Consider the following 16,074-nt stretch of genomic DNA (forward strand, 5'->3'; position numbering starts at 1 on the left):
AGTCTATTGCGATGCTTACGCAATAAAATCCTGCGACCGGCAGACATTGCGAAAAATATGCCCTTTAAACCGGCGACCCGCTTCGGTTAAAAGACGCGCATCTTTTCCGGATCAGAAAGTTCTCTCCATGCGATCCACGCTGCGCCGCCTCATCCCGGATGCCGCTCCCGTCAGCAACAGGGAAAGGCTGCGCGCAGCCACCGGCGCCTTTGTCGGCATTCTGCTGACCGGACTTCTGGGCAGCCTTGCCTTCCGTTTCGACCCCACCCTGCCCGCCATGATCGCGCCAATGGGCGCATCGGCGGTGCTTTTATTCGCCGTGCCGTCCAGCCCTCTTGCGCAACCCTGGTCGATCATGTGCGGCAATCTGGTGTCGGCTTTCGTGGGCGTAACGGTGGCGCTGCTTGTTCCGGATATATTCTTCGCCAGCGCGCTCGCCATCAGTCTTGCCATCGCCGCCATGATGGCGTTGCGGTGCCTGCACCCGCCAAGCGGCGCGGTGGCGCTGACAGCCGTTCTCGGCGGCCCCGCCGTGCACGGCCTCGGCTATGGTTTCCTGCTCTGGCCGGTCGCCGGAAACTCGCTGATCCTGCTCGCTCTGGCGCTGGTCTATAACAATGCCACCGGCCGCGCCTATCCGCATGGTCTGAAGCTCGGAAAGGCCGCCCACGGCACGACGGATCCGACCCCCATCCAGAAAATCGGCTTCTCCTCCGCCGATCTCGACGAGGTGCTGAAGGAATACGACCAGGTTCTGGATATCGACCGCGACGAGCTGGAAACCATCCTGCGCAAGACAGAGCTGCGCTCCTGGCGTCGCCGTGCGCTGCATCTCGATTGCGCCAGCGTCATGTCGCGGGATGTGGTCGGCGTCGCCCCGGATGACAGCCTTCGCCATGCCCATGCGCTGATGCAGAGCCATCATTTCAAGGCGCTGCCCGTCACCAACGACAAAGCCGAAATCGTCGGCATCGTCACCCAGACGGATTTTCTGGAAAAGGCGAGCTGGAGAAACGGCCGACCCTCCATCGGCTTCCTGCAGCGGCTGCGCCTCATTCTGTCCGGCGCCAGCGCCCCCAACGATACCGTCAAGGACATCATGACCTCGCCGGTCAGAACCGTGCGGCCAGAAACGGCGATCGAGGAAGCAATTATCCGCTTTGCGGAAGAAGGACTGCACTACCTGCCTGTCATCGACGCCAACGGCAAGATGGTGGGCATAGTGTCGCAATCCGATGTCATGGTCGCGATGCTGGCGGACAAGGCCGCAGCATAAGAAGAACCTGCGATACCGTCACAATATGGGCTGCAAGCCCTTTGGTGAGCAGCCTGTGACAGGCAAAAACGATGGAAGCCGACACGCGCAGCCCGCTCCCACCATCGTCACGCGATCAGAACGGGATATCGTCGTCCATATCGTTGGAGAAGCCGCCGGAAGGCTGGCCACCGCCGCTGCGGGAAGAGCCGCCGCCACGTGCCGGCTGCTGGTCGTAACCGCCGCTGCTACCATAATCACCGCCGCCGCCGAAGTCGCCGCCGCCGCTGCGACCGCCACCGCCGCCGCCGCCGCCTTCACCGCGACCATCAAGCATCGTCAGCGTCGAGTTGAAGCCCTGCAATACGATTTCGGTCGAATAACGGTCGTTACCGGTCTGGTCCTGCCACTTTCGGGTCTGCAACTGGCCTTCGATATAGAGCTTGGCGCCCTTTTTGACATATTGCTCGACAACCTTGCACAGGCCTTCGTTGAAAACCACGACGGTGTGCCATTCGGTCTTTTCCTTGCGCTCGCCGCTGTTGCGGTCACGCCAGGTCTCCGAGGTGGCGATGCGCAGGTTGGCGATGGGGCGGCCATCCTGCGTCCGGCGAATTTCGGGATCGGCGCCGACGTTTCCGATCAGAATTACCTTGTTTACGCTACCAGCCATCTCGTCATCCTGTCCGCCGACCATCATGACCGGCAATTGCATTTCAAAAAATCCCGCACACAATAACCATCGTGGACGTCAAAAGGCACCGCAACGGCGGAACTATCCACAGCGAATAATCACGACCTTCGAAGGGCGAATATTGGCGCTTGCTATTTGTTCCTTTTTTGTTCTATTTAATCGCGAAATTCGAGTCAAGTGGGCTGAAAAGCTCCGACCGACAGGGAATAGACCTCGACACCCCCGGCTGCGTCACTACATAAGGACGCGCTGCCATCAAGCCCGTTAATTTTGTCCGAGCCTTGCCATGAGTGAACTGAAGACGATTTCCATCCGTGGTGCCCGCGAGCATAACCTCAAGGGTATCGATCTGGATCTGCCCCGCAACAAGCTGATCGTCATGACCGGACTTTCCGGCTCGGGCAAGTCGTCGCTTGCCTTCGATACGATTTATGCCGAGGGCCAGCGCCGTTATGTCGAAAGCCTTTCGGCCTATGCGCGCCAGTTCCTCGAAATGATGCAGAAGCCGGATGTCGACCGGATCGAGGGTCTGTCGCCGGCGATTTCCATCGAACAGAAGACCACCTCGAAGAACCCACGTTCCACGGTTGGCACGGTTACCGAAATCTACGACTATATGCGCCTGATGTTTGCGCGTGTCGGCGTGCCCTATTCGCCCGCTACGGGCCTGCCTATCGAGAGCCAGACCATCAGCCAGATGGTGGACCGCATCCTCGCCTTTGAGGAAGGCACCCGTCTTTATGTTCTCGCGCCGATCGTGCGCGGCCGCAAAGGCGAATATAAAAAGGAACTTGCCGAGCTGATGAAGAAGGGCTTCCAGCGCGTCAAGGTGGATGGCCAGTTCTACGAGATCGCTGACGTGCCTGCCCTCGACAAGAAATACAAACATGACATCGACGTGGTGGTTGACCGTGCGGTGGTGCGTCCGGACATGGCCGCGCGCCTTGCCGACAGTCTCGAGACCTGCCTCAAGCTCGCCGACGGGCTGGCTATCGCCGAATTCGCCGACAAGCCTTTGCCGCCGGAAGAAACCGCCGCCGGCGGCTCCGCCAACAAGTCGCTCAACGAAACCCATGAGCGGGTGCTGTTTTCAGAAAAATTCGCCTGCCCGGTCTCCGGCTTCACCATTCCGGAAATCGAGCCGCGGCTGTTTTCCTTCAACAATCCCTTCGGCGCCTGCCCCAGCTGCGATGGCCTCGGCTCGCAGCAGAAGGTCGATGAGAACCTGATTGTTCCCGAGCCGGCGCGCGCGCTGCGCGACGGTGCGATTGCCCCATGGGCCAAATCGTCTTCGCCCTATTACAATCAAACGCTGGAAGCGCTCGGCAAGGCCTTCGGTTTCAAGCTGTCGAGCAAGTGGTCGGACCTCTCCAAGGAGGCACAGCACGCCATTCTTCAGGGCACCGATGACAAGATCGAATTCAATTATCAGGACGGCGCGCGCTCTTATAAAACGTTGAAAAACTTCGAGGGCATCGTTCCCAATCTCGAGCGTCGGTGGAAAGAGACCGATAGCGCCTGGGCGCGCGAGGAAATCGAGCGTTATATGTCGGCAGCGCCCTGCCCGGCCTGCAACGGTTTTCGCCTCAAGCCGGAAGCGCTGGCCGTCAAGATCAATAAGCTGCATATCGGTGAAGTCACCCAGATGTCGATCCGCAAGGCGCGCGACTGGTTCGAGACGCTGCCGGAAAACCTCAACGCCAAGCAGAATGAGATCGCCGTCCGCATCCTCAAGGAGATCCGCGAACGCCTGCGCTTCCTCAATGATGTCGGACTGGATTATCTCAGCCTGTCGCGCAATTCCGGCACGCTTTCCGGCGGCGAAAGCCAGCGCATCCGGCTGGCCTCGCAGATCGGCTCGGGTCTTACCGGCGTTCTCTATGTTCTGGACGAGCCGTCGATCGGCCTGCACCAGCGCGACAATGCCCGCCTGCTCGAAACGCTGAAACACCTGCGCGATATTGGCAATACGGTGATCGTGGTCGAACATGACGAAGACGCCATTCTGACGGCGGATTATGTGGTCGATATCGGCCCGGCCGCCGGCATTCACGGCGGTCAGGTGATCGCCGAAGGCACACCGCAGGAGGTGATGGCCAATCCGAAATCACTAACCGGCAAATATCTCTCCGGCGAACTCGGCGTCGCCGTGCCGGCAGAGCGCCGCAAGCCCAAGAAGGGCCGCGAGATCAAGGTTTATGGCGCACGCGGCAATAATCTCCAGAATGTCACGGCGGCTATCCCGCTTGGCGTTTTCACCGCCGTGACCGGCGTTTCGGGTGGCGGCAAGTCCACTTTCCTGATCGAGACGCTTTATAAGTCGGCGGCACGCCGGGTGATGGGCGCGCGCGAAATCCCGGCCGAACACGACCGCATCGACGGTTTCGAATTCATCGACAAGGTGATCGATATCGACCAGTCGCCGATCGGCCGCACGCCGCGCTCCAACCCCGCCACCTATACCGGCGCCTTCACGCCGATCCGCGACTGGTTCGCCGGCCTGCCGGAGGCAAAGGCGCGCGGCTACGCGCCGGGCCGTTTCTCCTTCAACGTCAAGGGCGGCCGCTGCGAAGCCTGCCAGGGCGACGGCGTCATCAAGATCGAGATGCACTTCCTGCCCGACGTCTATGTCACCTGCGACGTCTGCCACGGCAAGCGTTACAATCGCGAGACGCTGGACGTGACTTTCAAGAGCAAGTCCATCGCCGACGTGCTGGATATGACGGTGGAAGAAGGCGTGGAATTCTTCGCCGCCGTGCCGGCAGTGCGCGACAAGCTGCAGGCTTTGTTCGATGTCGGCCTCGGTTACATCAAGGTCGGCCAGCAAGCCAACACGCTTTCCGGCGGCGAGGCGCAGCGCGTCAAGCTCGCCAAGGAACTGTCGAAACGCTCGACAGGCCGCACGCTCTACATTCTCGATGAACCAACGACGGGCCTGCACTTCCACGACGTCAACAAGCTGCTGGAAATGCTGCAGGCACTGGTGGACCAGGGCAATTCCGTCGTGGTGATCGAACACAACCTCGAAGTCATCAAGACAGCCGACTGGATCATCGACATCGGCCCCGAGGGCGGCACGGGTGGCGGCGAAATCGTGGCGACCGGCACGCCGGAAGATATTGTCAAGGTCGAGCGCTCCTACACCGGTCATTTCCTGAAGGAACTTCTGGAACGCCGGCCGGCCGGGAAACGCGAGGCTGCGGAGTAATCCGCAGTCTTTCACAGCAAAGGTCGAATGGGCCAAAGGCCGGAGGAGGAACAGCATATGTCGACATCAGGCACGATCCGCACCGGTATCGGCGGTTGGACCTTCGAGCCCTGGGAAGGCACGTTTTATCCGGAAAAACTGCCGAAGAAGCGCCAGCTCGAACATGCCAGCCGGCAAATGACGGCAATCGAGGTGAACGGCACCTACTACAGCAGTCAGAAACCCGCGACCTTCGCCAAATGGGCCTCCGAAGTGCCTGACGATTTCATCTTCTCCCTGAAGGCCAGCCGCTTTGTCACCAACCGCAAGGTTCTGGCCGAAGCGGGTGAATCGATGACGAAATTTTTGACTCAAGGGCTGACGGAGCTTGGCTCTCACCTCGGCCCGATCCTCTGGCAATTTGCGCCGACGAAGAAATTCGATGCGGAGGATTTCGGTGCCTTTCTGGCGCTCCTGCCGGAAAAGCAGGATGGTATCCGGCTTCGCCATGTGGTCGAAGTGCGCAACCCGACATTTCAGGTGCCGGAATTCATCGATCTTATCGCCAGACACAAGGTCGCCGTCGTCTGCGCCGATCACCACGATTATCCGATGCTGCCGGATGTGACGGCCGACTTCGTTTATTGCCGCCTGCAAAAAGGCGAAGACGACATCGCCACCTGCTATCCGAAGGCCGAGATCGGCCATTGGGCAAAACGGGTCAAGACCTATGCGGCGGGCGGTGTACCTGATGATCTGCCGCTGATCGCGCCCGAGCGGAAAGCGGAAAAGACACCGCGCGACGTTTTCGCCTTTTTCATCACCGGCGGCAAGGTCAATGCGCCCAACGGTGCGCAGGAATTGCAAAAGGCTGTCTGAGTGATGCGGTGACACTGAACACCGGATGTTGCAGCCTCACCCGGCAGGTCGTCATGTCGGAAAACATTCGATATCCGGAGAATGAATAGCCTGCGTCTCACTCCCGTCATCTCACCCCGGCAAGAATGCCGATGATCGCCCAAGACGTTTCGTCGGCAAAAGGCTGTCGTCTTTAGAAGATTGAGCGGGTATGGATATGATCGAGACGGAACGTTTACGCCTGCGCCATTGGCGGGACGATCATTTTGACGCCTTCGCTGCAATGCAGACCGATCCGCAGGTGATGGCCGATCAGGGCGGGCCGGCGGACGAGGCGCGGAGCAGGGAAAAATTCGAGCGTTATCGCAGGGCGCAGCGCGAACAGGGCATCGCCCGCTGGGCGGTTGAAAATCCCGATGGCCTGTTTCTCGGTTATGCCGGCGTCATGCCACGCCTCTCCGAAGACCATCCGCTCGGCCCGCACCACGAAATCGGCTGGCGTTTCATAAGGCAGGCGTGGGGAAAAGGTTATGCGACCGAAAGCGCAAAAGCCGCCTTGGCGCATGCGAACGATTTCAAAGGAATAGATGGGATCGTCGCTTATACAAGCTCCGATAATTTCCGCTCCCGGGCCGTCATGTCGCGCCTCGGCCTGATCCGCAAACCATCACTCGATTTCTGCATGACTGGCGATACCGGGAGGGAATGGCACGGGCTGGTCTGGGTCGTCCCCTGAGAGATTACCCGATCCCGGCTGCGGAATTTCTCGCGATACCCCGGTCGCTAAGCGGCATGAAAATCGTAAGAAGGCCGTTTCCAGCCTTCAGCCCGCCAGCTCCTTTGTCGGATTGAAATCGATCGCAGCAAAAGCCGCCTCGATCACCTCCGGCCCTGCCCCCGGCCGGGTGGCATCGCTGGAGAGAATTTGCCGGAAACGGCGCGCGCCCGGCATGCCCTGAAACAGACCGACCATGTGGCGGGTAACGTGATTGAGACGCCCGCCCGCGGCAATATAATCGACGGCATAGGCCATCATGGCGTCGCGCAACCCCATCCAGTCGTACTGCGGGGCCTCTTCGCCATAGATGCGGTGATCCACATCGGCGAGGATGGATGTGTTGTGGTAGGCAGCACGGCCGAGCATGACACCATCCATACGCTGCAGATGATCGCAAGCCTGATCGAGATCGGCGATGCCGCCATTGATACCGACGAAGACGTCAGGATTTTCCCGTTTCATGCGATAGACGAGATCATAATCGAGCGGCGGCACCTCGCGGTTTTCCTTCGGCGAGAGCCCTTGCAGCCAGGCTTTGCGCGCATGGATCCACACGGCATCCGCGCCGGCCGCGACAACACGCGCCAGAAAATCCGGCAACACGGATTCCGGCTCCTGATCATCCACCCCGATGCGGCATTTGACAGTCACCGGCACAGTCGCAACCGCCTTCATCGCCGAAACGCATTGCGCCACGACTTCGGGCTCGCGCATCAGGCAGGCGCCGAAAGTGCCGGATTGCACCCGGTCCGAAGGGCAGCCGACATTGAGGTTGATTTCATCATAGCCGTAATCGCCGGCAATCCGCACCGCCTCAGCAAGCTTGGCGGGGTCGGATCCGCCAAGCTGTAGCGCAACGGGATGTTCCTGTGGATGGTAACCGAGCAGCCTGTCGCGCTGGCCGTGGATGATGGCATCGGCAACGATCATTTCGGTAAACAGCAGCGCGCGCTTCGACAATTGCCGGTGCAGAAATCTGCACCTCGTGTCGGTCCAGTCGATCATGGGAGCCACGGAAAAAATCTTAGCCCCTGATTTTATTGATTTTTCGTATAAATTCAATATTTTATACCCGTTATATTGATGTCGTTTATCATCTTGTTTCGTCCTACTTTTTCCACGCTGTTCCACCCGATTTTATAGTTAAGTATGACGATGTCGTTCCGAGAGAGGAATATTGTACCGATGAGCACCATCACCGCGAGAAAACGAAAAGACGGATCGCTTGGTTATACCGCGCAGATCCTCAGAAAAAAAGGCGGCCGTATAGTTTTCAGGGAGGCCAAGACTTTCGATCGAAAGCGCGAGGCGGAGGCGTGGGTTCGATTTCGCGAGACCGATATCGACAAACCTGTCGCGCTGGAGCGGTCGAATGCGGACCGCTTCACCTTAGCGGACGCCATTGATCGGTACGTCAAAGAGAAAGGAATGATGGGAGCCACCAAGAGCAGGTGCTCAGAACGATCAAAACCTTCAAGATTGCCACGATGGATTGCGCAGATATCCGAAGCGATGATATCGTGACATTTGCCACCCAACTGGCCGAAGGCCGTAAGCCGCAGACGGTTGGCAATTACGTTTCGCATCTGTCCTCCATATTTTCGATCGCTCGGCCGGCGTGGGGTATGCCGCTTGATCCCGTCGCCATGCGGGATGCGCAGACGGTCCTTCGTAAGCTGAACGACATCGCCAATTCTGAGAGCCGGTCGCACCGCCCTACCCCCGCAGCTCGACAGGATCATGAATTACTTCACCACCCGAAATTTGGCGACGCTACATGTCTCACGCATGGATCGGGTGGTCGCGTTCGCAATCTACTCGACACGCAGGCAGGAAGAGATAGTCCGGATAGAATGGGAATATCTAGATGAGCCTCACAGCCGCATACTCGTCCGGGACCTCAGGCATCCTGGACAGAAAAAGGATAATGACGTGTGGTGCGAGCTTCCGCCAGAGGCAATGCAGATCATCAAAGCTATGCCGAAGACTGGGCCGCAGGCAGGCCGACCTGCGTCCGCTGCGCGCATTCGAACTGCTGGGAGATCCGACGTCGCCGTTTCAAGTGCCAGGCTTGTCGCCGCGAGTTCTTAGTCACGCCGGAACGGTCTTCGTGTTCCGGAAGATGAGCTTCCGGGACATTCTGCCGGGACTCTGGTTCTCGGTGAATTCGGTTAAAGGCAAGAGCGCTCTCCAGCTCTCCCGCGAGCTGGGCGTCCAGTACAAAACCGCATGGGTGCTGCTGATGAAGATGGGTGAGGCGATTTCGACGCGGCGCTTCCGAATGATACTGGAGAGCGAGATTCATATCGACGGCAAGTACGCGGGCGGCCACATTAAGCCGGAGAATCGAAAGGAGGATCGCGTCGATCGGCGTCGTGCCGAGAACCAGAACTTCAAGCGCCTGACCATCCTGACGTTGCGTGAGAAGACGCCTTTCGGCCGCGGGCGCGAGCAGACCCTATCGCGCGTCATCCGGAGTGAAGACTCCGACGAGGCGTGGGAGATGGTCAAGAAGCACGTTCGAAAGGGTTCACGGCTGCACGCGGACGAGCATTTCAGCTACGACGATCTTGAAGGCCTGCAGGAACTGCACCGGGTCAATCACAGCAAAGAATACCAGACAGAAGGCGGGGTCAACACGAACCACGTCGAGAGCTTCTTCAGCCGCATCCAGCGTGCCTATGTCGGCATCCACCATCGCTTCTCGGTACGCTAATTCGACTGGTACGCGGCCGAAATCGCCTGGCGCGAGGACAATCGTCGTGTCGACAACGGCCTTCAGCTCTGGGGCATGCTCTACAAGGCGCTCTCAAGGCCAACGTCGAGAAACCTATGCGGATATTGGCAGGGCAACCATCCACCCGACCTTGTTTGGGAGGGCGGGGAGAACCCGGAGCGCCAGTGGCGGTGACTACTGAGGGGCCGCTAGGCCGTAGGGCATGGTGAATCTAGTAGCCAATCAAAGCTGGCGATCGCTTCACTCTCGGCCAAGTCGGCGCTTCCGAATAGTCCGAAATCGCCATATATGGGCTTCCAACCTTCGGCGACGATCTCCCCTTCGAACACGTTTTGATACCATTCTTCCGGTCGGAGAACGTACACACCATAAGATCGTTCAACGATCCGAACGCGCCTCAGGGCGTCGCCGCCCTGGAGAACTTTTACTATCTGATCTGCATTGCTGGGTTCAGATCTCATCTTTTAATATTCTCCTCGGCAACGACATTTACATTTTACGCTTCGTCAGCATGAGGATCAATGCCGGGTGCGCTGTCCCCATGCTATGCGGCGACCTCCCATAAATGCCGCTGCCCGTCGATCTTCCCCGCCCGGCGCACCCGATCAGCCTTGGCAAGCTGATCCAGCATCTGGGAGAAACGGTTGCCGATGAGGCCAAGCCTTGCGTCGTCTTCGCCGAGGCCGTTCTCGCGGGCGAAGGCCACAGCGAAGTCCGCTGTCGTGATCGGCCGTCCCGCCTCTCGGAGTGTCCGCAAAACGAAACCACGGCGATCAAAGCCTTTGAAGAGCATGGAGATGCTCCCCTTGTCGACACCATCCAGCTTGCGTCGACGGCGGGCGGATCCCTTCTCGATCAAGGGCGCATGATCCGGATCATAGGACCGAATGACGACATCGAATGCTGCCTGCTGCTGCTCCAGCAAGATGATCTGCGCCCGCAATTCACCGATGCGAAGGCCGATCTCCCCCTGCTTTCTCTTCAGTTCATCAACGATAAGAACCATGCTCAATCGCTCCATAGGATCGCGGCGATCCTATGCGTTCAGCGGCAGGAAGTCTGGTGGCAGTTGCTACCTAATTCCGCAAATTTTGTCAGCTCAAACGTGGTCCAAATGGGTAAACTCTGTTTTCAGCTGATGTTTTAGTCTTAGTTGGGCATCAGAACGTAGTGCCCGACGCCCCAAACCTCACCATCCTGATGCCCGAAAAGCCCCGCCGTTGCCAGAAAGAACAATCGCCAACGCCGTTCCCACAATCGGGCATCAACGCCATAAACCCGCTGCAGGATCGGTCGTACAAGCACGATCTCCCGGTCGAAATTCGCCAGCCAGTCGAGCGCTGTCCGACGATAATGCGATCCCGACCAGCGCCATTCCCGTTCGACGGTGAAAAGCGTGTCGAAACGATGCGGAAGGTCGAAGGCGGGCATGATGCCGCCGGTGAAGAAATGCTGCGCGATCCAGTCTGCCGGATTATTGTGGTCAAAACGGTAAGACCGGCTACGATGATTGAAGACGTGCAGGAAAAACCGGCCGCCCGGCTTCAGCCATGAATGAACACGCTCGAACAATGCGCGCCAGTTGGACATGTGTTCGAACATTTCCACCGAGACGACGCGATCGAAACGCGCGCCGGAGGTGAAATCATTCATATCGGCGGTCACCACCGACAGGTTGGAGAACCCGCGCGCCTGGGCGCAGCCGATTATATATTCGCGTTGCGATGTGGAATTAGAAACGGACGTGATCCGCGCGTTGGGAAACCGGCCCGCCATATAAAGGGAAAGCGAGCCCCAGCCGCAGCCGAGTTCGAGAATGTCCATACCATCCTGCAATCCGGCATGGGCAACGGTCTCGGCCAGCGCAGCAGTTTCCGCCTCCTCGAGGGTTGTCGCGGCATCGGGATAATAGCAGCAGGAATATTTGCGCTGGGACCCAAGAACGAGGGCAAAAAATTCCGCCGGAACCTCATAGTGCTGCCTGTTCGCCTCGTTGGTGTGGCTGGCGATGGGAAATTTTGCCATATCGGCGGCGAAATGCAGCTCCGCCTCTGCGGGAATACGGGCAAGTCGCCGTTTCGTTCTGGCGCAGAGCATATCTATCCCGGCGAGTGTGACGCTGTCGTTGAGCGGCGTACGTTCCGCGGCATTGATGGCGAAGGCGAGCATGTTCATGGCGTTTCCTCATTCTTGCGCGGCCCTGGAAAGAAGGCGTTGACGCGACGTTGCAAGGCACGGAATTTTTCCCCGCGCGAGTTCAGCATGTGCTCTTCAAGCGGCGGAATGCCGGAGACGTGGACGAGCAGCCAGTACATCATGACCGGCGCGGCGAGCGAGGCCCATGACAAGGCGTTCGTCTGAACGGCCAGCAGCGGCAAACTGCACCAGAAAAGCCATTCGAAGAAATAATTGGGGTGGCGGGAATAACGCCAAAGACCGGTTTCGCAGACGCCGGTTTTTGCTTCAGGAGTTTTCCTGAATTTCGAAAGCTGAGCATCCGAGAGTGCTTCCCCTGCCAGCGCAGCGACGGCAATCATGGTGGCAAGGAGATCGATGACACGCGGAAAAACCTGGCCGTTGCCGGCGGCAAGATAAACCGCCAGAACAAGCACGAAGGCGGCGACGGCCTGTATCTGGAGGAAGATGAAAAGCCGAAAGGAGGCCGCGCTGCCCCATTTTTCGATGAGCTTTGCATAACGGGGATCTTCCCCGCCGCCCCGCGTGCGCAGTCCGATATGGCCGGCAAGCCGCAGGGACCAGACGGCAATAAGGAAGAATACGATGGCGCGCCGCACGCCGTCACCCTCCGCCAACAAAACAGCCAAAACGCCGCCAAACCCAACGCTCGCCGACCAGACGGTGTCGATCCAGCCGCTGGAACCGGTTGCTCTCTGCAATGCCCACGCTCCGGCCATCAGGAGCGACATGAGAATGGCAAGCATCAGGATCACAGAAAACATCACTACTTCGCTCACCGTTTTGAACAGATCGAGGCCGGGTGTCGTGATGGGAAATACGACCGGACCGGCAAAAGAGTTTCAGGGTTCAGAAAAAATCTAAAAACCGTCGGCCGCTGAAACTTATCAGAGGGTTGCCTCGTATCTGCGCTGTCCCAAGGCAAATTTCTGTAATGCGATAGTGAGGATAGATGACCGACACCGAAGCAACATCAAGAGAAAGCCGGCGCCGCATCGCCATCGTGGGAACGGGAATTTCCGGCCTGTCGGCAGCCTGGCTATTGTCGCAACGGCACGATGTCACGGTCTTCGAGGCGGCGGATCGCATCGGCGGTCACACCAACACGGTAACATTCGATACGCATAATGGGCCGGTTCATGTCGATACCGGCTTCATTGTCTATAACGAATGGACCTATCCCAATCTCACCGCGCTTCTTCAAACACTGGACGTGCCGACCGCAGCCTCCAACATGTCTTTCGCCGTTTCCCTTAACAAGGGCGGCTTTGAATATTCCGGCGGAACCGGTCTTGGCCTGCTGGCACAAAAGAGAAATGCGCTGCGACCACGTTTCTGGTCGATGCTGGCGGACCTGCTGCGGTTTTACCGCAACGCGCCGCGAGACCTGCATGTGATGGGAGACGTGTCTCTCGACGACTATCTCACGCGCAACCATTACGGGGCGGCGTTCCGCAACGATCATCTCTACCCCATGGCCGCGGCCATATGGTCCACGCCAGCCATGGAGGTCGGCCGTTATCCGGCAGCGCATTTCATCAAATTTTGCCGCAATCACGGTCTGCTGTTGCTGCGCAATCGGCCAGTCTGGCGCACGGTCGTCGGCGGCGCACGCGAATATGTAAAACGCATCACCGCGCCGTTTGCGGATCGGATTCGCCTCTCGACGCCGGTGGCGCGCATCCACCGCCTGCCGGACGGGATCGAAATCACCACTGTGGACGGCGAAGTCGCGCGCTTCGATGACGTGGTGATCGCAACCCATGCGGATCAGGCGCTCGATATGCTCGTGGATGCAACGCGCGCCGAACGGCGCATTCTCGGCGCTTTTACCTACACCCAAAACCGCGCTGTGCTTCACACCGACAGCAGTTTCATGCCGCGCCGGCGCGCTGCATGGTCAAGCTGGAACTATGTGGCGGACACGCGCATTGAAGCGGGCCAGCCGAGCATCACCTACTGGATGAACAGGCTTCAGCCGCTGGGCGAAACCCAGGACACTTTCGTAACGCTGAACCCGACGCGGGAACCGGATCAGGGAAGAATCATCGCCGAGGAAACCTATCACCACCCGGTTTTCGACGCTGGCACCGAACAGATGCGTCAGGAACTATGGGCCTTGCAGGGCCTGCGAAACACCTGGTTCTGCGGCGCCTATTTCGGCTCTGGTTTTCATGAAGACGGTCTTCAGGCAGGCCTTGCCGTCGCCGAAGATCTTGGCGGCGTATCCCGCCCCTGGAAGGTTGCCAACGACAGCGCCCGGATCATTCGCCTGGATTTGGCGACGATTGCGACAGGCACACAACTCATGGAGGCGACGGCATGACCCCTCCCCTTAACTCAGCGCTTTTCCCGGGCCACGTGACCCATGCGCGCTTCAAGCCGAAAACCCACAAGCTGGACTACCGGATTTATTCGGTGCTTCTCGATCTCGATGAGTTGGAGACGCTCGACCGGAAATTACGGTTTTTCTCCGTAGACCGTTTCAACCTGTTTTCATTTCATCGCAAGGATCGCGGCAACGGCAGCACGATCGGGCTGCGCCAGCAAATAGAGACCGCCATGGCGGCGGCTGGCATAGCCGTCGATGGAGGGCCCATTCGCCTGCTCACCATGCCGCGCCTGCTTGGCTGGGCCTTCAACCCGCTCAGCGTGTTCTTCTGCCATGGGCGCGACATGTCGCTCAAAGCCATTCTCTGGGAGGTCGATAACACCTTCGGCCAACGACACTCCTATCTGATCCCGGTGGAGGCCGGCACGGGGACAGAGATCGTCCAGCGATGCGACAAGGCCTTTTATGTTTCGCCCTTCATGGACATGGACCTCCACTATGTTTTCCGCGTCATCCCGCCGAGTGACAGGCTGAAGATCGTCATTGAAACTTTCGACGACGACGGTGCCGTCCTGACGGCCCAGCATCTTGCCCGAAGGGTCGAGCTGACCGATGGCGCGCTCCTGAAAGCCTTCGTCACCATCCCCTTCCTCACGCTGAAAGTCGTTCTCGGCATTCACTGGGAAGCCCTGCAAATCTGGCTGAAGGGCGTGCGGTTTAGAAAGCGTCCGCTGCCACCAGTCGATCCCATCTCTTTCGTTCCCCCTTCATCGTCGCAAATCGAGGCCAGAATTCATGACCCCGTTTGAAAATCTCTCCCAATTGCCGGCACAGAATACCCGCCTCAACGGCCGCATAGGCATGGGGATATGGCTCATCAACCGGCTGCTGAACAATATCGAGCGGGGCCAGCTGTGCGTCGTCCTTCCCGGCGGCGGAACCATCGAAAAATCGGGTGGGTCTGAAGGCAGTCACGCCGTTATCGTGCTGCATAACTGGCGGGCAATTCGCCGGATGCTCGTCAACGGCGATATCGGCTTCGCGGAAGGCTTCATCGAGAATGACTGGTCTACGCCTGATCTGACGGCGCTCATCCGTTTCGCCGCTCAAAATCGCGACGCATTTGCAAGGTCGATGCGCGGCAGCCTGCCCATGCGCCTCATCAACCGGCTTGCACACGGGCTGAATGCCAATACCAGACGCGGCAGCCGCCGCAACATCGAGGCGCATTACGATCTCGGCAACGAGTTCTACCGGCAATGGCTCGATCCTTCGATGCTCTATTCGTCGGCGATTTTTGACGGCACCACACCCAGCCTTGAGGCCGCTCAACGCAAGAAACTCGAATGCATTGCGGAGAAACTCCAACTAACCGACAACAAAAGCGTCCTGGAAATCGGCTGCGGCTGGGGTGCGCTCGCCATCCACCTCGCCACGCAGCACAATGCCAGCGTGACCGGCATCACCCTATCGCCCTCCCAGTTGAGCTGGGCGAAAAACGCGGCGGAAAAAGAAGGCAAGGCCGGCCGGATCGATCTCAGATTGCAGGATTACCGCGATGTGACCGGCCAATTCGACAATATCGTCTCCGTTGAAATGTTTGAAGCGGTCGGTGAAGCCTACTGGCCAAGTTATTTCGAAACGTTGAAACGCTGCCTGAAACCCGGCGGTCGTGCGGTGCTGCAAATCATCTCCATCGAGGAAAACCGCTTCGATACATATCGGCGCAAGGCAGATTTCATTCAGAAATACGTCTTTCCCGGTGGGTTCCTGCCCTCCGATTCAGCGCTCGAAAAAGCCGTCGGGCAAGCCGGCCTGAAGCTCACGGAGACAGAACTTTTTGGCCAGTCCTATGCGCTCACGCTTTCGGAATGGCGCCAGCGTTTTCATGCCCGATGGCAGACGATTTCCCTGCTTGGTTTCGACGACCGCTTCCGGCGGCTCTGGGATTATTACCTCTGCTATTGCGAAGCAGGTTTTGCCGAAGGGACCATAAATGTCGGCTTGTACACGATAGAACATCGATGAGGCGGGGCT

At 58.7% G+C, this 16,074-nt stretch carries 14 protein-coding genes; 9 read left to right on the top strand and 5 right to left on the bottom strand.

The features are described 5' to 3' along the window. Nucleotides 1–127: 127 nt before the first annotated feature. Nucleotides 128–1,276, top strand: coding sequence for a CBS domain-containing protein (locus tag JZX89_RS02875; RefSeq protein WP_207133005.1), 1,149 nt, complete (start codon nucleotides 128–130; stop codon nucleotides 1,274–1,276). A 115-nt stretch (nucleotides 1,277–1,391) separates the two neighbouring features. Here the strand turns inward: JZX89_RS02875 and JZX89_RS02880 are convergent, their stop codons facing one another. After that, a complete protein-coding gene (locus JZX89_RS02880; protein ID WP_207133006.1) occupies nucleotides 1,392–1,970 on the bottom strand; it encodes a single-stranded DNA-binding protein in 579 nt (192 codons plus the stop codon). Between the two features lie 265 nt (nucleotides 1,971–2,235). Between JZX89_RS02880 and uvrA the strand changes: the two genes are divergently transcribed. The 3 genes from uvrA (at nucleotide 2,236) to JZX89_RS02895 (ending at nucleotide 6,730) form a co-directional block, all read left to right on the top strand. Continuing rightward, on the top strand, nucleotides 2,236–5,157 hold the full coding sequence (uvrA, locus tag JZX89_RS02885; protein ID WP_207133007.1) for an excinuclease ABC subunit UvrA: 2,922 nt from the start codon (nucleotides 2,236–2,238) through the stop codon (nucleotides 5,155–5,157). A 57-nt stretch (nucleotides 5,158–5,214) separates the two neighbouring features. Then, nucleotides 5,215–6,015, top strand: a complete 801-nt coding sequence (locus tag JZX89_RS02890; protein ID WP_207133008.1) for a DUF72 domain-containing protein — start codon at nucleotides 5,215–5,217, stop codon at nucleotides 6,013–6,015. A gap of 190 nt (nucleotides 6,016–6,205) precedes the next feature. Beyond that, complete coding sequence (locus JZX89_RS02895) at nucleotides 6,206–6,730, top strand: GNAT family N-acetyltransferase (RefSeq protein ID WP_207133009.1); 525 nt, start codon at nucleotides 6,206–6,208, stop codon at nucleotides 6,728–6,730. Nucleotides 6,731–6,817: 87 nt separating this feature from the next. On the opposite strand, the gene dusA is transcribed toward JZX89_RS02895, so the two are convergent. Then, nucleotides 6,818–7,813, bottom strand: coding sequence for a tRNA dihydrouridine(20/20a) synthase DusA (dusA, locus tag JZX89_RS02900; protein WP_369809525.1), 996 nt, complete (start codon nucleotides 7,811–7,813; stop codon nucleotides 6,818–6,820). 144 nt (nucleotides 7,814–7,957) lie between these two features. Here dusA and JZX89_RS28485 point away from each other — a divergent pair, with 144 nt between their 5' ends. Both JZX89_RS28485 and JZX89_RS02910 read left to right on the top strand, forming a co-directional pair. Then, nucleotides 7,958–8,296 carry a hypothetical protein gene (locus JZX89_RS28485; protein WP_246746650.1) on the top strand — a complete coding sequence of 113 codons (339 nt, stop codon included), beginning with the start codon at nucleotides 7,958–7,960 and terminating at the stop codon, nucleotides 8,294–8,296. A gap of 343 nt (nucleotides 8,297–8,639) precedes the next feature. Beyond that, complete coding sequence (locus JZX89_RS02910) at nucleotides 8,640–9,488, top strand: IS1595 family transposase (protein ID WP_246746651.1); 849 nt, start codon at nucleotides 8,640–8,642, stop codon at nucleotides 9,486–9,488. A 565-nt stretch (nucleotides 9,489–10,053) separates the two neighbouring features. Here JZX89_RS02910 and JZX89_RS02915 read toward each other — a convergent pair. The 3 genes from JZX89_RS02915 to JZX89_RS02925 all read right to left on the bottom strand — a co-directional run bounded on the left by JZX89_RS02915 (nucleotide 10,054) and on the right by JZX89_RS02925 (nucleotide 12,469). After that, nucleotides 10,054–10,515, bottom strand: a complete 462-nt coding sequence (locus tag JZX89_RS02915; RefSeq protein ID WP_174372576.1) for a hypothetical protein — start codon at nucleotides 10,513–10,515, stop codon at nucleotides 10,054–10,056. Nucleotides 10,516–10,658: 143 nt separating this feature from the next. Next, the gene (locus JZX89_RS02920; protein ID WP_207133012.1) at nucleotides 10,659–11,684 is read right to left on the bottom strand and encodes an SAM-dependent methyltransferase; all 1,026 of its coding nucleotides are present in this window, start codon (nucleotides 11,682–11,684) and stop codon (nucleotides 10,659–10,661) included. Then, nucleotides 11,681–12,469 (bottom strand): DUF1295 domain-containing protein, encoded by a 789-nt coding sequence (locus tag JZX89_RS02925; RefSeq protein ID WP_207133013.1) that lies wholly within the window; start codon nucleotides 12,467–12,469, stop codon nucleotides 11,681–11,683. Before JZX89_RS02925 ends, JZX89_RS02920 begins: the two co-directional genes overlap by 4 nt. Before the next feature lie 188 nt (nucleotides 12,470–12,657). Between JZX89_RS02925 and JZX89_RS02930 the strand changes: the two genes are divergently transcribed. From JZX89_RS02930 to JZX89_RS02940, 3 genes are read left to right on the top strand one after another with little or no spacing between them, the layout of a single operon-like run. Next, nucleotides 12,658–14,031 (top strand): NAD(P)/FAD-dependent oxidoreductase, encoded by a 1,374-nt coding sequence (locus JZX89_RS02930; protein ID WP_207133014.1) that lies wholly within the window; start codon nucleotides 12,658–12,660, stop codon nucleotides 14,029–14,031. Further along, on the top strand, nucleotides 14,028–14,846 hold the full coding sequence (locus JZX89_RS02935) for a DUF1365 domain-containing protein (protein WP_207133015.1): 819 nt from the start codon (nucleotides 14,028–14,030) through the stop codon (nucleotides 14,844–14,846). Before JZX89_RS02930 ends, JZX89_RS02935 begins: the two co-directional genes overlap by 4 nt. Further along, the gene (locus JZX89_RS02940) at nucleotides 14,833–16,065 is read left to right on the top strand and encodes an SAM-dependent methyltransferase (RefSeq protein WP_207133016.1); all 1,233 of its coding nucleotides are present in this window, start codon (nucleotides 14,833–14,835) and stop codon (nucleotides 16,063–16,065) included. The genes JZX89_RS02935 and JZX89_RS02940 overlap by 14 nt, the downstream gene beginning before the upstream one ends. Nucleotides 16,066–16,074 lie beyond the last annotated feature (9 nt).

Source organism: Agrobacterium burrii, from assembly GCF_017313405.1.
GTDB lineage: Bacteria > Pseudomonadota > Alphaproteobacteria > Rhizobiales > Rhizobiaceae > Agrobacterium > Agrobacterium burrii.